Here is a 23,518-nt window from a genome sequence, read left to right as displayed (position 1 = left end):
GCGGCGTCATTCTCGGGCGGAGCGTAGCTCCGACCCGAGAATCTCATGCCGAGAAGGCACTGGTTTCCGAGATGCTCGGGTCTTCGCCCGAGCATGACGCGCATGGGTTCACTTCAGGAACTGCTGGACGTTGGTCTTGTCGACCAGCACGGCCTCCGTGAAGAGATAGGGCCCGCTGGTGACGGTTTCCTTCGGCTTCTTCTCGACGACGATCGTCTGGATCGCGTCGACCGCCTGCTTGCCCATCGCCTCGAAGGGGATGGCCACGGTCGCCAGGAAGCTCGAGGCGGGGTCGGCGATGCGGGCATAGGTCTCCTTGCCGCCATCGACCGAGACGAGCGGGATCTGGCCCTTCTTGACGCCTTGGGCCTGCAGCAGATCGTCGATGATGTAGGCCTGCCCGTCGAAGGAGGCCCAGATGCCGTTGATCTTGCCCTGGTTCTGCAGCAGCAGCGCCTGCATGCCGGCCCGGACGTCGTCGCGCCAGCTCTGGGTGCGCGCCATCGAGAATTTGCCGAGCTCCTTCACCGCCTGGTTCTCGGCCAGAACCGCGTCGAGGATGCGGCCGCGGATGCGCGAGGCGACGTTGAGGTCGAAGCGGGCGGTCACGATGTTGCCCTGGTAGCCGAGCTGGCCGAGCAGATAGAGCGCGGCATCCGCGCCGACCTTGTACTCGTTGGTCTGGATGTCGAAGAGCGCATGCGGGCTCGACCCCGACTGCACGGTGATGACGGGGATCTTGGCGTCCTTGGCGGTCTTGAACTGGGCGTCGGCCTCGACCGGCTTGCCCATGGCGATGATGATGGCGTCGACCTTCTTGGCGATCAGCGCGTCGAACTGCTCGGCATGCTTGGGCAGCGCGCCCTCCGAGTTGAGCAGCGTCACGCCCCAGCCCTTGGCCTTGGCGGCGGCGGCGGCGGCGTTGGCGACGCGGGCATGCGTCTCCGACGAGAACTGGAAGCCGATGATCGCGACCTCGAAGGCCTGCGCCTGCGAACCCAGCGCGACCATCGCGGCCGCGGCCAGCAGCATCTTCCTCAATCCGAACATGTGACCTCTCCCCTCGTTCTTGTGGTGGTTTTCAGACCTTGAAAGCCGCCTTCTTCATCGCGCTGGCCGAGAAGGCGACCGAGCCGATGATGATGACCCCGAGCACGATGTCCTGAACGTAATAGGGTGCGCCGAGCAGGACCAAGCCGTTGCCGAGTACCTTCAGCACCAGCGCGGCGAAAACGGTGCCGGCAATGTTGGGCTTGCCGGGCTCGAACATGGTCATGCCGAGCAGCACGGCGGCGATCGCATAAAGCAGATAGTCGCCCGCCATGTTGGGCGCCGCCGACGACAGGTTGGCCGCGAGCAGCGCCGCCATCAGCCCGGCGAAGACGCCCGCCAGCAGGAGACCGATGCGCTTCATCCGCGCCGTGGCGATGCCGGCGAGCCGAGCCGCCTCGTCCGCCTCGCCGGTCGCGACCATATGCGCGCCGGTGCGGGTCCATTTCACCAGGACCCAGGCAAACAGCGTCGCGCCGGTCATCCAGAGCACGAGATTGGGAATGCCGAAGCTGTAGCCGCGCGCCAGCCCGGTGAAGTTCACCGGCCAGCGCCCGGTGAAGGCGACGCCCTGGGTGATCATGAAGGCCAGCCCCTTGGCGATGGCAGCGGTGCCGAGCGTCATGATCAGCGAGGGGATGCGCAGCACCGTGACGCCGTAGCCGTTGAGGCTGCCGAGCACGATGCCGACCGCGATGGCGGCCCCGAAGGCGACGGCGGGCGGGTATTGCGAATGCACCATCCAGCCGCAGACCACCGCCGCTAGGCTCGCCATCTCGGCGATCGAGAGATCGAGCTCGGCGACCGTGAAGGCGAGCGCGAAGCCCAGCGCCAGGATGGCGAGGAAGCTCGTATCCTTCAGCACGTTGATGATGTTCATCGTGCTGGCGAAATTCGGCGCGAAGAGCAGGAAGAACAGGACCAGCGCGAGCCCGGCGATGGCCGTGCCGTAGCGCCCGATCACCTCGCGAACATCGAGCCCAGCCATGCCCTCAGGCCCCCTTCGCGATGGTCGAGATCGGGGAGAGGATCTCGATGCCGCCGGTGATCGGGATCAGCGCTCCCGTCACGAAGGCAGCCGAAGGCGAAAGCAGGAAGGCAATCACGGCAGCGACATCCTCAGGTCGTCCCAAACGTCCAAGCGGCGTGCGCAGGGCCGCACCGGCGACCAGCGCGTCGAACTGCTGCGCGAAGCCGCCGCGTACCATAGGCGTATCGATGATGCCGGGCGCAACCGCATTCACGCGAATCCCATGCGGGCCGAGCTGCTGGGCCATGCCGTAGGTGAGGGTCGCGACGCCGCCCTTGGCCGAGCCATAGGCGAGATTGGCCCCGCCATTGGCATGGGCGATCGAGGAGATGTGGACGATGGCGCCGCCTTCGCCCTGGCCGATCATCTGGCGCGCGGCCGCCTTCGAAATGCGGAACACGGCGGAGAGGTTGATGTCGACGAGCCGGTCCCACTCGTCATCTTCCATCTCGACCAGCGGCACGGGGCGCGACGCGCCGGCCCCGGTCACGAGATGGTTGAGCCGGCCGAAGCGCTCGACCGCAAGATCGACGCAGGCCTGGGCGAGATCGCGCTCGCGGACATCGCCGGCGAGCGTCGCGATGCCAGTACCCTGCGCAGCAAGATCGTTAGCCAGCGCATCGAGGCCGCTCTGGTCGAGCCCCGACAGCACCAGACGGTGGCCCTGTTGCGCCAGCAGCGCGGCGAGCGCGCCGCCGATGCCGCCCGAAGCGCCCGTGACGAGCGTGACCGGTCCCGCCATGGCTTCAGGCCGCCTTCCGGTTTTCATAGGCGCGCACCAACGCCTGGGCGCGGCGCGGCTCGACCGGGTTCAGCGTCTGGCGGTCGTATTTGATCGAGGTGCCGACGATGAAGAGCTCGGCGACCTCCGCCAGCCGCGCGATGTTCTCCTCGGCCACGCCGGTGCCGACCGCGACGGGCGTATCGGGCACCTGCCGGGCGACGCTCTCGATCACGGCGATGTCGGCCTCCTTGCCAGCGGCGGGGCCGCCAACGCAGACGATGTCGGCGAGCCCGATGAAGACCGCGCCCGAGGCCTTCTGCTCGACGGGACGGGTGTCGAGATTGATCGAGAAGCCTGGGGTGACATTGCAGATGATGCGGATGTTCTCGGCGCCGAGATGGGCGCGCAGGCGCAGCGCGCGGGCGCCGTCCGGCGTCATCATGCCGATGTCGCCGACCAGCCCGCCGGTCAGGAAGGCGCGCACGAAGCGCCCGCCGGTGGCATGGGCCACCGCGATCGAGGCCGGCGGGTCGATCAGCATGTTGACGCCGTGGGGCAGCGTGGTCTGCGCCTGGCACTCGGCGATCACCTCGGTCATCGCGGCGACGACCTCGATCGGCATGTTGGCCTCGTAGGGCATGTCGGATTCATTGGTGTAGAGCAGCGCGTGGAAGCCGGCCTCCTCGAGGATCTTCGCCTCCTCCTTCGCCTGCCTGACGATCTTCCGCATGCCGCCGCTGCGGTCGTAAAGCGGGGTGCCGGGCAGGGCGAGCGTGTGGACGCAGCCGATGAGGAGATGATCGCGGCCGAAATCGGTCTGGACGAGGGTCTTCATGGGCGGTCAATCCTTGGTGGCGGTCAGGGGCGCGGCGTGAATGCCGGGCAGGGCACCGGCGCTGCGCGAAAGGGAGGCGAGATCGGCGGAGAGGGGCGCGAGCGCCGCCTCGCTGCGCCGGTACAGCGAAAACAGTGCGTCATAGGCCGGCTTGCGCTCCGGTTCCGGCGTGAAGCGCCGCGCCGGCCGCACCAGCGTCTCCTGGGCCTGGGCCAGCGAGGCGAAACGCCCGAGCCCGGTCCAGGCGACGATTGCGGCGCCGAGCAGGCCCGGCTCTTTCGAGGCGCCGACCACCACGGGCCGCCCGCAGATATCCGCCTTGATCTGGCTCCAGACCGGATTGGCCGCCGCACCGCCGCCGAAGCGGATCTCGCCGACGGCTGAGCCGAGTGCGGCCTCGGCCCGCTCGAGCACGATCCGGTTCAGGAACGCGACGCCTTCCAGCACCGCATAGGCGAGGTCGGTGGCGCCATGCTGGCGGCCGAGCCCGAGGATCGCCCCGCGCAGCGCAGGGTTCCAGTAGGGCACGCGCTCGCCCTGAAGATAGGGCAGGAACAGCAGCGGCTGCGGATGCCGGCGTCCGGCGAGCAGCGCGTCGATGCGCTGGCCGGTCGAGCCCTGATCCGCGCCCTCCCGCGCCAGCAGCGAAAGCAGCCAGGAGACGGTGTCCGCCCCGTTCTGGCTCGGCCCGCCGATCTGCCAGAGGCCGCGCCAGTCCACGCTCAGCAACCCGTCGGCCTCGACCGGCTCCAGACCGACGGCACCCAGCACCTCCGTGGTGCCGGAGATGTTGTAGGCATAGCCCGGACGCAGCGCGCCGAGGCCCGCTACCGCGACCCAGGTGTCGCTCGACGAGCAGAACACGGGCACGCCGGCCAGCCGGTCGAGCGGCGCGGGCAGGCCCGGCTGCACGGGGCCGACCGTGTCGCAGGGCTCTAGCATCGGCGGCAGGATGCCGGCGGCCAGACTGATCACGGCGAAGGGATCGACGCCGCCGACGGCCTCGCGGGAGGCCAGCAGCCGCGCCATCGAGACCGGGTCGCCGGCATGCCTGCCGGTCAGACGGGCATTCAGATAATCCTTGGGCTCGAGCACGCAGGCGAGCGCGCGGAAGCAGGCTTCCTCCTCCTCCCGCAGCCAGGCGAGCCGCGCCAGCGGATGGAAGGCATTGATGCGCTGGGCCTCGGGATGCTCGCCCAGGCGCTCGCGCAGCCGTCCCGCGGCGGCTTCCGAGCGCGTGTCCTTCCAGGTCATCGCCGGGCGCAGCTGGCGCCCGTCGCGCCCGAGAAAGACCTGCGTGCGCGTAACGCCGCAGATCGCGATGGCCTCGATCTCGCCAAACAGGGCGGGCTCGGCTTCGGCGAGCTGCCCGGCCGCCTCGACGAGGATGCGCCACCAGGCCGTCGCATCGATCTCCGACCAGCCCATCCGGTCGATCGCGGTCGGGCCGAGGATCATGGCCTGGGCGCGGGTCGTGCCGGTTTCGTCAATCAGCGCGGCGCGGAAGCTGGTGCCGCCGAGATCGCAGGCGAGGACGACGCTCATGCCGTGGCTCCCGGGGCGGCATCCGTGACATCGCGATGGATGGTGAAGCGGTAGATGTCGCTACGGATCAGGTTGTCGCTGACCTCGACCACGAGCCCTTCCGCATCCCGCGCCACGCGCTGAGATCGGAACACGGCCGCGCCGGGCGCGATCGCGAGCGGGCCGGCCTCTTCGGCTCTGACGGCCCAGGGCTCGAGCGTCTCCTCGACCGTCGTCACCCGCACACCCCGGCATTCGGCGAGATAGCGGTAGAGGGAGGCGTTCTCGAGGTCGGCGGCCGTGGTTTCACCGAGCGTCGCGAGGCCGAGGCGCGAGCGCTGCAGCACGGCGGGCTGATCGTCGAGGCAGCGCAGGCGGGTGAGGGCGACGAGCCCGGCAGCGGCAGCCGGCCCAAACAGCGCCGCCTCGTCGGCGGCGGCCGGCCGCGCGACGAGCGAGAGCACGTGCGTCGTCGGCACACGGCCAGCCATGCGCGCCTCGGTGTGGAAATCGACGAGGCTGCCGAGATGCTTGGCGATGTGGCGGGGACGGTAGAAGGTGCCCTGGCCCTGGCGGCGCTCGATCAGCCCGCGCTCCTGAAGCTGCTTCAGCGCGGCGCGGATCGTGGTGCGGCTGGCGCCGTAGCGCTCGCAGAGGTCATGTTCGGAGGGCACCGCCCGGGCGCCGCCGCCGCCGGCCGTCAGACCGCGTTCGAGGCTTTCGGCGATTTCCTGATAGCGGACCACGCGCGCATCCCGGATGAGGAAGCCGCATGAAAGATACAAATCCAATACAAGTCAAGCCGACATCAAAGCCCGTGCCATGCGATCAGGGCAGGGCGCCAATGCCCGTCTCTTCGCTTGCCGGCCGGCCCGCACCCGGCCAAGGTCGCGCAATCATGACCACGCCCGATCCCGTCTCCGCCCTTTCCGCCTGGCTCGCTTTGGAGAGCCCCACCCATCACGCCCCCGGCGTCAACGGCATGATGGACCTCGTCGCCGCCGAGGTCGCAGGCCTGCCGATCGCGGTCGAGCGCATTCCCGGCAGGGACGGGCTGGGCGACGCCCTGATCCTGCGGGCCGGCCTCGCCACGGGCGAGCCCGGCCTCGCGGTGATGTCGCATCTCGACACGGTCCATCCCGTCGGAACGAGCGCGCGCGACTTGCCCGTGCGGGTCGAGGGCGACCGGCTTTACGGGCCCGGCGTCTACGACATGAAGGGCGGTGCGTTTCTGGCACTGCAGGCCTTCAAGCAGGTGGCGCTGGCGGGGACGGCGAAGCGGCCGCTGGTCTTCCTGTTCACGCCGGACGAGGAGATCGGCTCGCCGACGACGCGCGGGCTGATCGAGGAGATCGGCCGTAACTCCGCGGCGGTGCTGGTGACCGAGCCGGCGCGCGAGGGCGGCAAGATCGTCACGGCGCGAAAAGGCGTCGGGCGCTTCGAGGTCAAGCTCGAGGGGCGGCCGGCCCATTCGGGCGCGCGCCATGCCGATGGCCGCAGCGCGATCCGCGAGGCGGCGCATCAGATCCTGGCGATCGAGGGCCTGACCGACTATGCCCGCGGCGTCACCACGACGGTTGCGCTGATGGGCGGCGGCACGGCAGCCAATGTCATCCCGCAGCATGCCTGGTTCAGCGTGGATCTGCGCGTCGCCACTGCCGCCGACGGCGCCGCGCTGGAGCGCCAGATCCTCGGGCTCGCGCCGAAGGACCCGGATGTCCGGATCACCGTGACCGGCGGCATGAACCGGCCACCTTACGAGAAGTCGCCCGAGGGGGCGGCGCTGTTCGAGACGGCGAAGCGCATCGCGGCCGGCATCGGCTTCGACCTGCAGGACTGCCCGATGACGGGCGGCGGCTCGGACGGCAACTTCACCGCCGCGCTCGGCGTGCCGACCCTCGACGGGCTCGGCATCGACGGCGAGGGCGCGCATACGCTGTCGGAATACGCGCTGATCTCGTCGATCGCCCCGCGCCAGGCACTGATCAAGGGGCTGCTGGAGACGGTGTGAGCGCGCAGGCGGCGCCGCCTTTGGCTCAAACACGTCCAACAAAGCGCCGTCATTCCGGACAAGCGGCGAAGCCGCGCTGATCCGGAATCCCTCGTAGAGCCAAGACCTTGGTCCGTTTTGCTCTACGATGGATCCCGGCGCTCCGCTTCGCTGCTGCCGGGATGACACGCGTCTCCTGAACCGCTCAGACCTCAACAGAAAAGAGGCTGCATCGCTGCAGCCCCTTTCGTGTTTTCGCCGGCAGTGAAGCGCTTACGCCTCGCTCGGGCTCTCCGGCGCCGGGCCGGCTTCGGCCTCGCCCTCGTCGCCTTCGCCCTCGTCGCCGATGCGCTCGACCGAGACGACCTTCTCGCTGGCGTCGGTGTTGAACACCGTCACACCTTGCGTCGAGCGGCCGGCGATGCGGATGCGGTTGCCCGGCCCGGCATCGACCGGCACGCGGATGACCTGGCCGCCATCGGTGACCAGCATGATCTGGTCGCGGTCGTCGACCGGGAAGGAGGCGATCAGCTTGCCGTTGCGGTCATTGACGACCATGGCGACGATGCCCTTGCCGCCGCGGCCGGTGACCCGGTACTCGAAGGAGGAGCTGCGCTTGCCGTAGCCCTTCTCCGACACCGTCAGGATGAACTGCTCGGCAAGCTGCATCTCGAGCCGCTTGGCGCCGAGTTCGACCTCGCCGCCCGTCTCCTCGCCATCGCCATTGACTGGCGCTTCCGCCGTATCCTCGGCCTCGCCGTTGAGAGCGCGGCGCTGGGCGGCGGCATCCTTCAGATAGGTGGCGCGCTCCTCCGGCGTGGCATCGAGATGCTTCAGGATCGCCAGCGAGATCACCTCGTCGCCCTTGCCCAGGGTGATGCCGCGCACGCCGGTCGAATTGCGGCCCTTGAACACACGCACCTCGGTGACCTCGAAGCGGATGCACTGGCCGGCCGAGGTGGTCAGCAGCACGTCGTCATTCTCGGTGCAGATCTGGACGTCGACGATATGGTCGCCCTCGTCGAGCTTCATCGCGATCTTGCCGGCGCGGTTGACGTTGACGAAGTCCGACAGCTTGTTGCGCCGGACGCCGCCGGACGCGGTCGCGAACATCACGTCGAGCGTCTCCCAGCTCGCTTCGTCCTCCGGCAGCGGCATGATCGTGGTGATGCGCTCGTTTTTATCGAGCGGCAGCATGTTGACCAGCGCCTTGCCCTTGGCGTTCGGGGCGGCCAGCGGCAGACGCCAGACCTTTTCCTTGTAGACCTGGCCGAGCGAGGAGAAGAACAGCACCGGTGTGTGGGTGTTGGCGACGAAGAGGCGGGCGACGAAATCCTCGTCGCGGGTCGCCATGCCGGAGCGGCCCTTGCCGCCGCGCTTCTGGGCCCGATAGGTCGAGAGCGGCACGCGCTTGATGTAGCCGGCATGGGACACGGTGACGACCATGTCCTCGCGGGCGATCAGATCCTCGTCGTCGAGGTCGGAGCCCCAATCCTGGATCACGGTGCGGCGCGGCGTGGCGAAGGCGGCCTTCACCGCCGCCAGCTCGTCCTTGATGATCGACTGGATGCGGAGGCGCGAGCGCAGGATGTCGAGATAATCCGCAATCTCGGTGGCGAGCTTCTGCAACTCGTCGCCGATTTCGTCGCGGCCCAGAGCCGTCAGGCGGGCGAGGCGCAGTTCGAGGATCGCCTTGGCCTGGGCGTCCGACAGGCGATAGGTGCCGTCGGCGTTGATCGGGTGGCGCGGATCGTCGACCAGCGCGATCAGCGGCGCGATGTCCTCGGCCGGCCAGTCGCGGTCCATCAGCGAGGCGTGGGCTGCGGCCGGGGTCGGCGCGGTGCGGATCAGGCGGATGACCTCATCGATATTGGCCACGGCCGTCGCCAGGCCGCACAGCACATGGGCGCGCTCGCGGGCCTTGTTGAGCAGGAAGCGCGTGCGCCGGGAGACGACCTCCTCGCGGAACTCGACGAAGGCGACGATGAAGTCGCGCAGGTTGAGCACCTCGGGCCGGCCGCCGTTCAAGGCGACGAAGTTGCATCCGAACGAGGTTTGCAGCTGGGTGAAGCGGTAGAGCTGGTTCAGCACGACGTCGGCCAGCGCATCGCGCTTGATCTCGATGACGACGCGCACGCCCTCGCGGCTGGATTCGTCGCGCAGGTCCGAGATGCCCTCGATGCGCTTCTCGCGCACCATCTCGGCGATCTTCTCGACCATCGAGGCCTTGTTGACCTGATAGGGAACCTCGGTGACGACGATCGCCTCGCGCTCCTTGCGAAGCTCCTCGATATGCGTCTTCGAGCGCATCACCACCGAGCCGCGGCCCGTGTGATAGGCCGCATGGATGCCGCTGCGGCCCATGATCGAGGCGCCGGTCGGGAAATCGGGGCCGGGCACGATCTCGATCAGCTCGTCGATCGTGATCTCGGGGTTGTCGATCAGCGCCACGCAGGCGTCGATGACCTCGCCGAGATTATGCGGGGGGATGTTGGTGGCCATGCCGACGGCGATGCCGCCGGCGCCGTTGACCAGCAGGTTCGGGTAGCGCGCCGGCAGGACCGTCGGCTCCTGCTCCTTGCCGTCATAGTTCGGCTGGAAGTTGACCGTGTCGAGGTCGAGATCCTCGAGCAACGGCATCGCCGCCTTGTCGAGGCGCGCCTCGGTGTAACGATCGGCGGCGGCGGAATCGCCGTCCATCGAGCCGAAATTGCCCTGGCCGTCGATCAGCGGAAGGCGCAGCGAGAAATCCTGCGCCATGCGCACCAGCGCGTCATAGACCGCCAGATTGCCGTGCGGATGGTATTTACCCATCGTGTCGCCGACGATGCGGGCGCATTTGGTGTAGGGCCGGTCGGGCAGGTTCTTGTTCTCGTGCATCGAGAACAGGATGCGCCGGTGAACGGGCTTCAGGCCGTCGCGGACGTCGGGCAGAGCGCGGCTCACGATCACGCTCATGGCGTAATCGAGATAGCTCTTCTTCATCTCGTCGGTGATGGCGATCGGCTTGATCTCGCCGCCGAACTGCGGCTCGTCCGGGCGCTTGTCGTCTGTGTCGTCGCTCAAGGGATAGGTCCCGATTCCGGTTCTTTTTCAGCCTTCTGGCTAGCCGATTCCGCCGGTTTAGGCCAGCTTCGCCGGCAGCTTTTCGGTGGAAAATAAGCGTAGAAATTTCAACGACTTGCGCCCTATGACGGTGGCGCCTGCCGTTGCGCTCCACATTGCCGCCTTGTTTGGAGGTAGCCGTGAGCGAAAATGGGTCGAACGGCCATCGCCGCGCGCTGGCCGGCCCTCAAACCCTCATCCTGAGGAGGTCGCTTCGGCGACCGTCTCGAAGGATGCTCCAGCGCGTTCCAGAGCCTCCTGGACCATCCTTCGAGACGCTGCTGCGCAGATCCTCAGGATGAGGGTTGAGTGCAGGGTGCTGGGCTTCGCGGCTCTGCCCCTTCCCGTGTGAAGCTCGGCATGTCTTTAGTGCGGTCATGCCGTTCGACTTCATCACCTCCGCGCTCGTGACGCTGCTCGTGACGCTCGATCCGCCGGGGCTCGCGCCGATCTTCCTGTCGCTGACGCAGGGCATGTCGGTGGCTGAGCGCCGGCAGGTCGCGATCCGCGCCTGCATCATCGCCTTCGGCATCCTCGCCTTCTTCGGCGTGGCTGGCGACGTCGTGCTGAAGGCGCTCGGCGTCTCGCTGCCGGCCTTCCGCATCGCGGGCGGTCTGCTACTGTTCTGGATCGCCTTCGAGATGGTTTTCGAGCGGCGCAGCGAGCGCAAGCAGCAGACCGCGACGACCGCGATCACGCAGGACCACATCCGCAATGTCGCGGCCTTTCCGCTGGCGATCCCGCTGATGGCGGGGCCGGGTGCACTCACAGCAATCATCCTGCTCGCCGGCCGGGCGGAAGGCGATCCGCTGCGGCTGGCGGCACTGGCGATCATCTGCGGGCTCGTGATCCTCTCCTGCCTCGTCGTCTTCCTGCTGGCGACGCCGCTCGCCCGCCTGCTCGGCATCACCGGCAACATCGTCCTGACCCGCCTGCTCGGCGTGATCCTCGCGGCGCTGGCGGTGCAGTTCGTGATCGACGGGGTGAGGGCGGTGGTGCGGGCAGGGTAGGCGACGGTTCATATCCGTCAGGAGCGAAGGGCGCCGCACCTCCGTCAATTGGATGACGCCGGTTCCGGTCCTGCCGGCGATACTTCCGCGGGGGAATCACTGGCTTCGGCGGAGGCAGCATGCGATTTCGGTCTTGGAGGTTCACCGCGTTCATCGCGATGGCGGTGATCGCGAGCGCGCTGGTACTCGCGTCGCAGACGGTTCGGGCGCAGGCTCCCAACGGTGCCAAGCGTCTCGCCTTCGTCATCGGCAACGGCGCCTACACCGCGATCCCGCCCCTGCAGAACGCCCTCAACGACGCCACCGCCACGCGCAGCGTGCTGCAGGAGGCCGGCTTCGAGGTGGTGCCCGCCACTGATGCGACGCTTTCCGACCTGCGCGGCGCGCTCGACCGTTTCATCCAGCGGGTGCGCGAGGCCGGCCGCGGGACGACGGCGCTGGTCTACTATGCCGGGCATGCGGTGCAGCTCGACGGCACCAATTATCTGCTGCCGGTCGATCTCCGGCCGCAGCGTTCCGCCGATATCCCCGCCCAGGCGCTCTCGCTCAGCGACATCCTGCGGCGCCTCGACGGCACGGGGGCGGTGTCCAAGATCGTCGTGCTCGATGCCTGCCGGAACAACCCTTTCGCCACCGCCGAATTGTCGCGCGGGCTCGCGCTCCAGCTCGTCGACGGCGCGCAGGACGGCATCCGCTCCGAGGCGGGGCTGGCGCGCATCGACTCTGGCAGCGGCACCTTCGTGGCCTTCTCGACCTCGCCGGGTGCGACCGCGGCCGACGGCGCCGGCGCCAACAGCCCCTTCACCACAGCCTTCCTGCGCGAGATCCGCGAGCCGGGCCTGCCGGTCGAGCAGCTGTTCCGGCGCATCCGGCTCTCGGTCCACGATGCCACCGGCGGGCAGCAGATTCCCTGGGACACCTCCTCGCTTATCACCGATTTCGCCTTTTTCCAGAGCCCGGCAGCGGCCGCTGGCACGGCGCCCCCGACCGCTCCGGCGACGGCCCAGACACCCTCCCTGACGCTGCGCCCGACGGCGGCTTCGCTGCGTGCGATGGCGCCGGCCGCGGCCTATCGGGCCGCGATCGCCTGGGACCGCCGCGACCTCTACCGGGCCACGCTGGAGGCGCATCCCGACGACGAGCGGGCGCTGCGGCTGCATCGCACGCTGGCGCTGCGGACCGAGGAGACGGCCTGGGCCGAAACCGTCCGGGCCGGCGACGCGGAGTCCTTCCGGCTGTTCGCGCGGCTCTATCCAGGCTCGCAGCATGTCGCGGAGGCGCTGCGTCTGGCACCGGGCGCACCCAGCCGCAATCGCGTCCAGACGGCCGCCATTTGCCCGGTCTGCCCGGCCTTGGCGCCGCGCAGCCGCCGCGCCGATTATACCCCTCGCGCGGAGGCGCCGGCCCGTGTCGCACCGGCTCGTTCCGCGCCTCCGCCGCGGCCGGCGCCGCCGAGCGCGGCGCCCGCGCCGGCCGGGGGTGTCGAGCCCTTGCCGCCGGCCCTGCTGCCCGGAAAGCCGCGCTGGACGGGCTTTTATGTCGGCGGCTCCGTCGGTGGGGCCGACCAGCGCTCGCCGACGGTGATCCAGGGCGTCGGCCCGCGTGACTCGGTTGCGACCTCGATTGCGGCCGGCAATGTCGCGTCGCGGCTCTCGCCCTCCGGCAGCAACGCCGTCTTCACCGGGCAAATCGGCTTCAACTACCAGCTCGGGCCGATGGTGCTCGGTGCCGAGACGGATTTCTCGGCGATGCATACCGGCGGCCGCAAGGCCTCGACCGTCAATCCCTTCGGCGTCGAGGTGACGACGCAGGCGCAGACCGAGCTGTTCACGCTGGGCACCGTGCGGGCGCGGGCGGGCATCGCCTTCGGCGATCTCCTGGTCTTCGCCACCGGCGGCTATGCCTATGGGCATCTCGGCCAGCGCGGCGCCATCGCGCCGGTGCCGACGAACAACCCGACCTATGCCGGGTCCAATCCGCAGATGACCTCGGGCTGGGCGCTCGGCGGCGGCCTCGAATATGCGATGGGGCCGATGCTGTCGGTGAAGCTCGACTATCTCCATTACGACCTGGGAACACAGCGGCTGGTACTGGGCGAGACGGCCGGGTTCTTCACCGACGAATACGCGACGATGCGGGCGAAGACGCGCGGCGACATGGTCCGCATGGGGCTGAACATCGGGTTCTGAGGGCGGGCCGCGCGTGAGCGCCCTACTTCTCCAGGAACGCCCGGATCGCGCCTTCCGCCTGTTTCATCGAGATGACGCCGTCGAGATGGCCGCGCGAGCCCTGGATGTGGACATGGGTGACGTCGACGCCGCCCTTCTTCAGCGTGTCGGCGGTGCGGTCGACCATGTCGGCGGTGAAGACGAGGTCCTTGGGCTGGGTGATCAGCAGCACCGGCGCCTTGATCTTCGTCGCCGCATCCGTGAGCGAGGTGCCGCCGGCGGCGAAGAGTTGGTTCGCCTTGACCAGATAGAGGAAATGATTGGCGTCGGAGACCTTGGCGCGGGCCTCGCCGGCATTGTCGAGGATGCTCTGGATCTGGAAGCGGTTGCCGAGCGCCTTGGCCGGGTCCTCGCCCTCCTTGGCGGCGCGCCGGCCGAAGGTGGCGTTGGCCCAGTCGGCATGGTTGGCCTGCAGCGTCACTACGGCGAGTGCCTTGGCGAGGCCGGTATTGGGGGGCGTCCTGCCGTAATAGTCGCCCTTGTTCCAGTTCGGATCGACCAGGATCGGCGCGGCCCAGACGTCGAGCCAGGCGATCAGCTGGGCATCAGCCTCGCCCGCGCCGATCACCGGCATCGCCTTGGCGACCATCTCGGGGTAGCGCGCCGCCCATTCGAAGGTCTGGAGCGAGCCCATGGAGGGACCGGCGACCAGGGCCAGCCGCTTGATGCCGAGGCTCTCGACCAGCGCCTTCTGGACATTGACGAAGTCGGCGATGGTCACGACCGGAAAGGCGAGCGCATAGGGCTTGCCCGTGTCGGGGTCGATCGAGGCCGGTCCGGTGGTGGTGGTCTTCGGGTCGCCGGTGTTGAGGTTCACCAGCGTGTCGGAGGAGAGGACGAAATACTTGTTCGTGTCGATCGCCTTGCCCGGGCCGATGATCGCGTCCCAGTAGCCGGCCGCGGCGTCATTGGCCGCGTATTTGCCGGCGGCGTGCGAGTTGCCCGAGAAGAAGTGGCAGATCAGCACGGCGTTGGACTTGTCGGCGTTGAGCGTGCCGTAGCTCTCCCAGCCGATTTTGACGTCCTTGAGGGTGCGCCCGCTTTGCGTGGTGTAGCTTTGCAGAGTGAAGACCTTCTTCTCGGTCATCAGGTCCTGGGCCGCCGCCGGGGCGCCGCCATTCAAGAGATCCATCGCCACCCATCCCAAAAGGCCGGCCGTGGCCGCGATCCAGTGCTTCATCACCCGCTCTCCCGTCGCCGTCCCGGTCGGCCGTCACGCGGCCTTGCCGCATCCAAGCGCAAGGCGGCCGGCGACGGAAGGGGGATTGCGCGCCGCGTCAGCGCGAGGGCGGCTGCTCGGCCTCGCCGGCCGCCGCCGGACGCAACAGCGCCTCGGCCTGGAGGTCCAGGACGGGGGCCGCGAGCGAACCCTTAAGGCGGAAGGGCAGCCGCAGCGGGCCGGTGGCGGGCTGCAGCAGCGCCGCCATGTCGAGCTGCGCATCGGCGAGGTCCGCCGTGCCGACGAGGGTGAGGCGGTAGCCCTGGCCGGTCATCTGCGCGTCGGCGAGGGTGAGGATTCCGTTGGCGATGGTGGCCGTGGCGCCGGCACTTTCGAACACCGTCTTGCCCTGGCGCCAGTCGCGCAAGGCGACGCTGGGATTGCGCTCGGCGCGGCGCATCAGTTCCCCGAAGGCGAAGCCGGCCAGCTCGCCCTGACGAAGGGCGAGGCTGCCCTTGCCGCTCAGCGACGCGACCAGTTCCGGCAGGGTGTGGCCCAGCCCGTCGAGGGCGAACTGGAGACCGGCGGTCCCGTTCAGCCGCGCGATCTGTGGCAGGTCGGCGCCGGCGCGGCCGAGATTGACCTTGTCGAGCCCGCCGGTGAGCTTGAGGTCGATTCCGGCCGGGGTTGCGGTCGCCAGCAGGCGGCTCTTGAGGCTCCCGCCATAGGCGCTGGCGCGGCCGATTCCGGCCTCGAAGCGCCCCTTCTTGACCAGCAGATAGGTCGCCACGTCGGTCAGTCTGGCGCCGTTCAGCCGCGCGGTTTCGACGGAGATGCGCAGATCGAGATCCTGCGCCGTCCAGGCTTCGAAGGGCAGGGGCGCGGCGTCGGCGGCGAGCGAGACGGAGGGCCGCTCCAGCCGGCCCAGCAGGCGGCCGATATCCAGCGTCGCGCCCGCCAGCGTGCCCGAGAGCGCGGTGCGGCCCGCGGCCGTCGCGAGGTTGAGCGCGCCGTCGAGGCGGTCGCCGTCGAGACGCAGGGCGACATTGGTCAGGGCGGCGTCGCTCGGCCGCAAGCGCAGATCGGCGCTGAGGGAGAGCGGCCCGATCGCGCCCGCCAGGCGAGGCGCCTCGCCGAACCAGCCGAGCAGTTCCGGCAGGGAGCGCGTCGCCAGCGTCATCTGGCCGGTGGTGATCGTCTCCGGAGGGCTGCTGCGCAGACCTTCGAACTGCAGCTTCATGAGCGGCGCGTCGACGCTCAGCATCGTGCGCCCCCGCGCATTGGCGACCGGCCAGAGCAGGCTGACTTCGGCCGGCACGCCGCGCCAGGTGAAGGTGCCCGCCACCGACAGCGGCTCGAGCGTCTCGCGCTCGGCCAGGACCAGGTTGACGTCGCGCAGGATGCTGCGGATCGCACCCTCCGCGCGCAGGAAGATCGAGCCGGCGGTGATCACGATGCGGCTCTGCCCGCGCAGACGCTGCAGGTCGTCGAGCGGGCCGGCCAGCCAGTCGGCCAAGCCGTCACCGGCCTGGGCGACGGCAACGTCGAGCTGCGGTCCGACGAGGTCGATCCGGTCGACATCGATCCGGCCGGCCAGCAGCGGCAGAAGCCGGGCCTGGGCGCGCAAACGCAGCGCCCGGCCGGCGAGAGAGCCGTCCCGCTGGGTGAAGGCGACCTGCGACAGGCTGATCCGCGGCAGCGGCAGGAAGGCGATCTCGGCGCGCTCGAGCGATGTCACGGTCAGGCCCGTGCGCGCCTCGATCGCTCCGATGACATGTCGCTCCACCCGCGCGACCGCGATGCTCCAGGACTGAAGGCCGAGGAGACCGAGCCCGAGGATCAGGCTGTAGACGAGGATCGAGGCGCGGCGCGTCATGAAGCTTGGGGGCGAGAATCCGAGGAGCGAGAGTGGCGGCGACGGCCGGGGAGGCGCAGCGAACGCCGGCGGGCCGCCGTCCGGGAGATCGTCAGCGGCGCAAGACCCATGCCGGCAGGCCTCCCAAACTCTCGGCGCGGCGGAAGGCGCCGCCGCCCGGCTCCCCGTTCCGCTCTTGTCCCGGTTTAGGACGATGGCCCGAGCTTGTCGAGCCGGCTCAGGCCGGCCGCCCACCGGCGCGGGCCAGCCGCACCGCCGGGTAGAGGCCGGCGAGCACGATCAGCAATCCAGCCAGCGCCCCGTCCTCGAAGGCGCCGCGCGAGGCGTGGCCGTAGACGGTGGTGGCGAGCGTCTCGACATTGAGCGGGCGCAGCAGCAGCGTCGCCGGCAGCTCCTTGAGGCAATCGACGAAGACGAGCAGGGCGGCGGCAGCGACGGCCGGGCGGGCCAGCGGCCAGTGCATCCGGCGCATCACCTCGGGCGCGCTGGCGCCGAGCGTGCGGGCGGCGTCGTCGATCCGCGGCGAGATGCGCGAGAGCCCGCTCTCGACGCCCGACACGGCGATGGCGAGGAAGCGGACGACATAGGCGAGCACGAGCGCCGCCCCCGAGCCGATCAGCAGCAGGCCGCTGTTCAGGCCGAACCAGTGGCGCAACCCGTTCGCGACGATGTTGTCGAGCGCCGCCAGTGGCACCAGCAGGCCGAGCGCGAGCACGGTGCCCGGCACGGCATAGCCGAGGGACGCGAGGCGCGACAGCGCCGGGAGCCAGGGCTCACGCCCCTGGCGCCGGGCCGCGGCGATGCCGACGCCCAGCAGGATGACGATGCCGGAGGCGAGGGCCGAAAAGGCGAGCGCGTGGAACAGGGCGCGCAGCATGGCGCCGTCGAGCTGCTGCCAGAGATCGCGGCGCAGCACCTCGGCCGCGAGGAAGCCCATCGGCAGCAGCGCGCCGAAGAAGACGGGCAGGGCACAGGCCAGGGTCGCGACGGCTGCCTTCCCGCCGCGCAGCGGCGCGCGGCCCACGGCCCGCGGCTGGCGCACTGGCAGCGCGAAGCGCCGCTGGCCGCGCAGCCTGGCCTCGATGCCCATCAGCAGCACGACCAGCAGCAGCATGACGCAGGCGATCTGGGCGGCGCCGGCGAGCGAGTTGCGGTTCACCCAGGTGGTGTAGATCGAGAGGGTCAGCGAGCGGACGCCGAGATATTCGCTGGCGCCGATGTCGTTGAGCGTCTCCAGCAGCACCAGCGTCAGCCCCGCCGCCAGGGCCGGCCGCGCCATCGGCAGCCCGATGCGCCAGAACAGACGGCCCGGCGCGGCACCCAGCGTGCGGGCGGATTCGACGATCGCGGCGGCCTGCAGCCCGAACAGGGCGCGGACGCTGAGATAGACGTAAGGATAGAGCACGATCGCCATGATGCAGATCGCGCCGGGCAGGTTGCGCGGATCGGGAAACCAGTAGTCGCGCAGCGAATGCCAGCCGGTCAGGGCGCGCAGGGCGCTCTGGAACGGACCCTGGAAGCTGAAGATTTCGACATAGACATAGGCCGTGATGTAGGTCGGCAGGGCGAGCGGCAGCACCAGCAGCCACTCCAGGCTGCGCCGGCCCGGAAACTCGAACTGCGTCACCAGCCAGGCGGTGCCGACGCCGACGACGCCGCAGAACAGGCCGACGCCGAGCAGCAGCAGGGCGGTGTCGCGTAGCGCGGCCGGCAGAACATTGGCCGCCAGATGCGGCCAGATCTCCGCCGCCTGCGAGGACAGGGCCGTCAGCCCGAGCGCCAGCACGGGCAGCAGGACGAGGCCCGCTCCCAGCAGCGCGACATAGACCAGACGAGTTGACGGCCGCCACAGGCGTGGCGGCCGTCGCATCTCAGCGCCGGAAACGCTCAGGCTCAATTGTCGAAGCCGACCTTGTCGACAAGGTTCGCCGCGGCCTTGCGGTTCTTGGCGACGTCGCCGAGCGGCGTGGTGTCCGGGGTGATCGTGCCGAGGAGCTTGACCGCGGCGCTCTGCTTCACATCTGCGTTCACCGGGAATTCGAAGTTGCCGTCGGCATAGAGGGTCTGCGCCTTCTCGCCGAGCATGTACTCGACCAGCTTGACGGCGTTGTCCTTGTTCGGCGCGTTCTTGGCGATGGCCGCGGCCGAGACGTTCACATGGGTGCCGCCATTGGCGAAGCTGGACTTCAGCGGCTTGATCGCCTCGTACCAGCTCTTCTGCTCGTTCTTCGCCTCGCTCATCAGACCGATGTAATAGGTGTTCATCACCGCGATGTCGCACTGGCCGGACAGGATGTCGCGCGCGACATCGCGGTCGCCGCCGCCGGGCTTGCGAGCGAGATTGGCCTTGAGGCCCTTCAGATAGCTTTCCGTCTTCTCGGCACCGTTGCGGGCGAGATAGGCGGCGAAGAAGGCGTTGTTGTAGGGGTGCTGGCCCGAGCGGATGCAGAGCTTGCCCTTCCATTTCGGGTCGGCGAGCTCCTCATAGGTGATTGCGTCCTGCTTCACGCGATCCTTGGAGACGACGACGATTCGGGCGCGCTGGGTGAGCGTGACCCAGTTGTCGGACGGGCCGCGCAGCGCGGCCGGCACGGTCTTCTCGACGAGCGCGGACTTGATCGGCTGGGTGATCCCGGCGTCGACGAGGGCGTCGATCTGGCCGACATCGACCATCAGCATGACGTCGGCGGGGCTGTTGGCGCCCTCGGCCGCGACGCGCTCCTGCAGGCCGTCCTTCAGGAAGACCGCGTTGACCTTGATGCCGGTGTCCTTGGTGAAGGCGTCGAGGACCGGGTTGAGCAGAGCGGGCTCGCGCGTCGTGTAGAGATTGACGGTCTGGGCCATGGCCGGGGCGGCCAGCAGGCAGGAGGCGAGCGCCAGAGCGGACAGTCGGGTCGCGTGGATCATGTTCTTGCTCCTTCGGGTTCAAGGCCCGTTTCTTCGCGTTGCGTCAGGAGCGGTAGTGGCCAGCAACGCGGCCGTCAATAAAAAAGCCTGTTAGAACAGTGGCTTAGACTGTTTCAAAACTGTGCCGTGTTTTGACGAGTTCTAAAATGGGCGAGCCGGATCGGGCCAGGCCGGCACGCCGGACGCCGTCAATCCTCGGCGACCATCGAGATCACCCGGACGGGGCCGCGGCGCACCGGATCGAGCGAGCCGCGCAGGACGAAGCGGTCGGCGTCACTGGCGATGCTGTCGTCCCGCAGGCTGGCCTCGCGCAGCATCATCTGCCGGCGCACGCCGCGCGCCTGGGCCTCCAGGCGGGAGATGCCGACCCGCTGGTCGATTTCGCGGCGTTGGCTCTTGGAGAGTTCGCCGGCGCTGCGGAAATCGCGGAAATCGCGCGGGCTGTAGGGCCAGCGCGAGCCGCCGACGAAGGTGCGGACCTTGCCGTCGAGCACAACGCTGTCGCCGGGCCGCAGCGTGAAGTCGCGCAACAGGGAAACGCGGCGCTCGCCGGCCTGGACGATGGCGGGGCGGCAGGCGGCGGCATCGCGCGTGGTTTCGTGGCTGTAGGCCATGGGCAGCGCGCGGTAGCGCTGGCCATCGCCCGATTGGGCCTCGCCGATGTCGGCGACACCGGCGGCGAGACGGAAGACCTTGACCGGGATACCCGGGTTGTTGGCCTGGCAGAGGGCCTCATGGGCCTTCAGGTCGGAGCCTGCCCGGAGATGGCCGAGAGGGGCGTGGAAACCGTCGCACAGCCGCACGCAGAAGGTCCGCGCCACGTCGGTCGCTCCCGAAGCGGCATCGATCCGCGCCTGCCGGCTGCGCTTGGCGGACTTGCGGGTGGCGTCGGCGGCGCCCGGGCGAAAGGGGTTCAGATCGACAGGCGGGTGGGCGATGCGGCCATCCGCCTGCATCTGCAGCAGCGGCACCTGCCAGCCCGAGCGAGCCGGCGCATAGGCTGCGGCCTGCGGCTGCGGCCGGCCGGCACCATAGGCTCCACGGCGGGCGGCCTGGCGGTTGGCCGCCTCCTGGAGGTGGAAGGCGTGGATTCCGGCATCGTCCTCGGCCTGGACGATCGACACCGTCAGCAGCGTGCCGGCCGAGCCGAGCGCGATCCCGGCGGCGGCGAGGACCGCGAGGCGAAGGGGGCGTCCATGGGGTGACGGCATCGCCCGGGACGGGCGCTCGACAAAAGCAGCATCGGCGCAGGACGAACCCTGCGTCATAGTCTCCCGGACACGCAACATCGCGTCGACTCCACTCTACGCTCGATGACCCGTCCGCCGCCCGAAGGGTGTAGTTTACTTTTCGTTAAGCTTCAACGCCGGGCCGACCCGTTCCCCGCAAAACGGGGCGGATGCTTAACGCGACGGGCTGGAGCGGGACTGGCGCGGTCAGAGGACTGCGAGAACGACGCCGATCCACATGCCAAACAGCACGACGACTCCGAGCCCGAAGGCCGGCGCGCGCAGGCGCAGATCGTTCGAGCCGACATGGATCAGCGTGTGGGCGACCCGGCTGGCGACGTAGAGCCAGGCGAGCACCGCCATGCCATAGCTCGTCGCGCCGACCTCCATCGCCAGCATGATCAGGGCGAAGAAGATCACCGGCGTCTCGAACTGGTTGGCAAAATTGGCCGCCGCCAGGCGCGCGGGCTGGGGATAGGCCTCGGTCGAGACCGCGACGTCGGCCATGCGGACCTGCTTGCCGGCAAACGCAGCCTTGCGCCGCAGGAACAGGATGCCGAGCACCACGAACATCCAGAGGATCAGCGCGAGGGCCGGGTAGACCAGCTTGAGCGACATCATGCGTCTCCGACCGCCTGCCGCGGCGGATCCGCCGGCCGGGCACATCGCGAGCCAAGCAACCCGACATGGCGAAAGCAAGCGTGGCGTCCCCGCGAAGAGACGCCACGCAGAAAAAGTCGGTGGATAGACGCCGAAGGCGTGGTCAGGAGCGCGTCGGGTAGTTGGGGCTCTCGCGCACGATCGTCACGTCGTGGACATGGCTTTCGCGCAGGCCCGCGCTGGTGATGCGGATGAAGCGGGCCTTGGACTGGTAGTCCTTCAAGTCCTTGCCGCCGACATAGCCCATCGCGGCGCGCAGGCCGCCGGCGAGTTGGTGCAGCACGCTCGAGACCGGGCCCTTGTAGGCGACCTGGCCCTCGATGCCCTCGGGCACGAGCTTGAGCGCGTCCTTGATGTCCTGCTGAAAGTAGCGGTCGGCCGAGCCGCGCGCCATGGCGCCGACCGAGCCCATCCCGCGATAGGATTTGTAGGAGCGGCCCTGGTAGAGGAAGGTTTCGCCCGGCGTCTCGTCGGTGCCGGCCAGCAGCGAGCCGACCATGGCGCAGGAGGCGCCGGCGGCCAGCGCCTTGGCGAGGTCGCCGGAATATTTGATGCCGCCATCGGCGATGACCGGGATGCCGTGCTTGCTGGCGGCATTGGCCGCATCCATCACCGCGGTGAGCTGCGGCACGCCGACACCGGCGACGATGCGCGTCGTGCAGATCGAGCCCGGGCCGATGCCGACCTTGATCGCATCTGCGCCGGCATCGATCAGCGCCTGGGCGCCGCCGGCGGTGGCGACGTTGCCGGCGATGACCTGAACGGCGTTGGAGAGCCGCTTCACCCGCGTCACCGCCTCCAGCACCTTGGCGGAATGGCCATGGGCGGTGTCGACGACGATGATGTCGACGCCGGCGTCGATCAGCATCTCCGAGCGCTCGAAGCCGAGATCGCCGGTCGTGGTCGCAGCCGCCACCAGCAGGCGGCCCTTGGCGTCCTTGGCGGCACTGGGATGGGCGACCTGCTTCTCCATGTCCTTGACGGTGATCAGGCCGATGCAGCGGTGATGGTCGTCGACCACGAGCAGCTTCTCGATGCGGAACTGGTGCAGAAGGCGGCGCGCCTCCTCCTGGGTGACGCCCTCGCGCACCGTGATCAGCCGGTCCTTGGTCATGATCTCGGAGACCGGCTGCTCGGGATTGGCGGCGAAGCGGACGTCGCGGTTGGTCAGAATGCCGACGAGCTTGCCCTTGTGCCCCTGCGGGCCGCGCTCGACCACCGGAATACCCGAGATCGAATGGTGCCGCATGATCGCGAGGGCATCGCCCAGCGTCTCGTCGGGGAAGATCGTGATCGGGTTGGCGACCATCCCCGATTCGAACTTCTTGACGAGGCGGACCTGGGCTGCCTGCTGGTCGGCCTCGAGATTGCGGTGGACGACGCCGAGGCCGCCGGCCTGCGCCATCGCGATCGCCATCTTCGCTTCCGTCACCGTGTCCATGGCGGAGGCGATGATCGGCAGGTTCAGGGAGATGGTCTTGGTGAGCTGGGTGCGGATGTCGACATCCGCCGGCATGACCTCGGAGGGGCCGGGCTCCAGCAGCACGTCGTCGAAGGTGAGACCGTCGCGAATCAGGCCATCGAGCATAAGCGTCATCGTCAACTCCGACACCGGCCCGGGGCCGGTTCTGCTGCGGTCTTGCGGGAGGCGCCCGCGACCGGGTTGACGAGGCCCGTTAGCATGGGCTCCCCGCCGCCGCTAGAGCGCCGCGCCACAAAATTTGCTGCGGCGCGGCGAAGCGTGTCGGCCGGCCCGTTCTAGCGCGGGTTCGCTGGCCTTGCGGCGGCGGAGGGAGCGTCGGGCGGCACGCCGAAGCAGCCCATGCCTGTCATGACGCCACCGCGGACGTCGGCCATCACGGTGCAATCGCGCAGGCGTATGCAGACCATCTCGCGCGCCATCTCGGCCGCACCTTGGGGCGAGCTCTTGAAGGAGCACACCTTGTGCCAATCGGTATCCATCGCTCCTGTCGGAGCCGTGGCCGCCAGCAGGCCTGCACTGGCGCAGAAGGCGAGCGCCGCGAGCCGCAGGCTGCAGTGGAGGATGGAGGGGAGGGGGCGGTCGAGCATCTGACGTCTCCAGACAACGGATGACTGCAAGCATGTTCGCATGTCCTGGATACGACGGATATCCCCGGGATCGGAGGTGACGCTGCGACGGCCTCCCCTTTGTTACGCCAGACAGAACCGC

Annotated in this window: 18 protein-coding genes; 3 read left to right on the top strand and 15 right to left on the bottom strand. The window is 69.1% G+C overall.

All coding sequences use genetic code 11. The annotated features are described in order from the left end of the window. Positions 1–108: 108 nt before the first annotated feature. Genes SJY11_RS15505 through SJY11_RS15480 form a run of 6 tightly spaced genes read right to left on the bottom strand, consistent with a single transcriptional unit; the run spans position 109 to position 5,909 of the window. Positions 109–1,050, bottom strand: coding sequence for a sugar ABC transporter substrate-binding protein (locus tag SJY11_RS15505; protein ID WP_376987536.1), 942 nt, complete (start codon positions 1,048–1,050; stop codon positions 109–111). A gap of 31 nt (positions 1,051–1,081) precedes the next feature. Next, positions 1,082–2,038 carry an ABC transporter permease gene (locus SJY11_RS15500; protein ID WP_376987534.1) on the bottom strand — a complete coding sequence of 319 codons (957 nt, stop codon included), beginning with the start codon at positions 2,036–2,038 and terminating at the stop codon, positions 1,082–1,084. Between the two features lie 4 nt (positions 2,039–2,042). Then, positions 2,043–2,822 (bottom strand): SDR family NAD(P)-dependent oxidoreductase, encoded by a 780-nt coding sequence (locus SJY11_RS15495; protein ID WP_376987532.1) that lies wholly within the window; start codon positions 2,820–2,822, stop codon positions 2,043–2,045. Positions 2,823–2,826: 4 nt separating this feature from the next. Beyond that, entirely contained in the window at positions 2,827–3,639 is an 813-nt protein-coding gene (locus SJY11_RS15490) for a BtpA/SgcQ family protein (RefSeq protein ID WP_376987530.1), read from the bottom strand. A gap of 6 nt (positions 3,640–3,645) precedes the next feature. Beyond that, on the bottom strand, positions 3,646–5,184 hold the full coding sequence (locus SJY11_RS15485) for a xylulokinase (protein WP_376987528.1): 1,539 nt from the start codon (positions 5,182–5,184) through the stop codon (positions 3,646–3,648). After that, on the bottom strand, positions 5,181–5,909 hold the full coding sequence (locus SJY11_RS15480) for a GntR family transcriptional regulator (RefSeq protein WP_376987526.1): 729 nt from the start codon (positions 5,907–5,909) through the stop codon (positions 5,181–5,183). The genes SJY11_RS15485 and SJY11_RS15480 overlap by 4 nt, the downstream gene beginning before the upstream one ends. Before the next feature lie 152 nt (positions 5,910–6,061). Here SJY11_RS15480 and SJY11_RS15475 point away from each other — a divergent pair, with 152 nt between their 5' ends. Continuing rightward, positions 6,062–7,174 (top strand): M20 family metallopeptidase, encoded by a 1,113-nt coding sequence (locus SJY11_RS15475; protein ID WP_376987524.1) that lies wholly within the window; start codon positions 6,062–6,064, stop codon positions 7,172–7,174. Between the two features lie 252 nt (positions 7,175–7,426). Here SJY11_RS15475 and gyrA read toward each other — a convergent pair whose 3' ends face one another. Further along, complete coding sequence (gyrA, locus tag SJY11_RS15470; RefSeq protein ID WP_376989342.1) at positions 7,427–10,138, bottom strand: DNA gyrase subunit A; 2,712 nt, start codon at positions 10,136–10,138, stop codon at positions 7,427–7,429. Between the two features lie 497 nt (positions 10,139–10,635). Here gyrA and SJY11_RS15465 point away from each other — a divergent pair, with 497 nt between their 5' ends. Both SJY11_RS15465 and SJY11_RS15460 read left to right on the top strand, forming a co-directional pair. Further along, positions 10,636–11,268, top strand: coding sequence for a MarC family protein (locus tag SJY11_RS15465; RefSeq protein WP_376987522.1), 633 nt, complete (start codon positions 10,636–10,638; stop codon positions 11,266–11,268). Positions 11,269–11,387: 119 nt separating this feature from the next. Next, positions 11,388–13,457 carry a caspase family protein gene (locus SJY11_RS15460; protein ID WP_376987520.1) on the top strand — a complete coding sequence of 690 codons (2,070 nt, stop codon included), beginning with the start codon at positions 11,388–11,390 and terminating at the stop codon, positions 13,455–13,457. A gap of 22 nt (positions 13,458–13,479) precedes the next feature. Here SJY11_RS15460 and SJY11_RS15455 read toward each other — a convergent pair whose 3' ends face one another. The 8 genes from SJY11_RS15455 to SJY11_RS15420 all read right to left on the bottom strand — a co-directional run bounded on the left by SJY11_RS15455 (position 13,480) and on the right by SJY11_RS15420 (position 23,397). Beyond that, entirely contained in the window at positions 13,480–14,676 is a 1,197-nt protein-coding gene (locus SJY11_RS15455) for an E22 family MetX-like putative esterase (protein WP_376987518.1), read from the bottom strand. A gap of 97 nt (positions 14,677–14,773) precedes the next feature. Beyond that, positions 14,774–16,531 carry an AsmA family protein gene (locus tag SJY11_RS15450; protein WP_376987517.1) on the bottom strand — a complete coding sequence of 586 codons (1,758 nt, stop codon included), beginning with the start codon at positions 16,529–16,531 and terminating at the stop codon, positions 14,774–14,776. A gap of 217 nt (positions 16,532–16,748) precedes the next feature. Next, entirely contained in the window at positions 16,749–18,401 is a 1,653-nt protein-coding gene (locus SJY11_RS15445; RefSeq protein ID WP_376987515.1) for an ABC transporter permease, read from the bottom strand. A gap of 23 nt (positions 18,402–18,424) precedes the next feature. Next, positions 18,425–19,438 (bottom strand): extracellular solute-binding protein, encoded by a 1,014-nt coding sequence (locus tag SJY11_RS15440; protein WP_376987512.1) that lies wholly within the window; start codon positions 19,436–19,438, stop codon positions 18,425–18,427. Positions 19,439–19,626: 188 nt separating this feature from the next. Continuing rightward, positions 19,627–20,706: a DUF2865 domain-containing protein gene (locus SJY11_RS15435; protein ID WP_376987510.1), complete on the bottom strand. Its 1,080-nt coding sequence runs from the start codon at positions 20,704–20,706 to the stop codon at positions 19,627–19,629. A 168-nt stretch (positions 20,707–20,874) separates the two neighbouring features. Continuing rightward, positions 20,875–21,288 (bottom strand): MAPEG family protein, encoded by a 414-nt coding sequence (locus SJY11_RS15430; protein ID WP_376987508.1) that lies wholly within the window; start codon positions 21,286–21,288, stop codon positions 20,875–20,877. A gap of 142 nt (positions 21,289–21,430) precedes the next feature. Beyond that, positions 21,431–22,924, bottom strand: a complete 1,494-nt coding sequence (guaB, locus tag SJY11_RS15425) for an IMP dehydrogenase (RefSeq protein ID WP_376987506.1) — start codon at positions 22,922–22,924, stop codon at positions 21,431–21,433. A 161-nt stretch (positions 22,925–23,085) separates the two neighbouring features. Continuing rightward, entirely contained in the window at positions 23,086–23,397 is a 312-nt protein-coding gene (locus SJY11_RS15420; protein WP_376987504.1) for a hypothetical protein, read from the bottom strand. Between the last annotated feature and the right edge of the window lie 121 nt (positions 23,398–23,518).

Origin of the sequence: Allobosea sp. R86505, assembly GCF_042466375.1 — a bacterium.
Lineage (GTDB): Bacteria > Pseudomonadota > Alphaproteobacteria > Rhizobiales > Beijerinckiaceae > Allobosea.
Note: the sequence above shows the minus strand (reverse complement) of the source record. Positions and strands in the feature narration are given on the sequence as shown.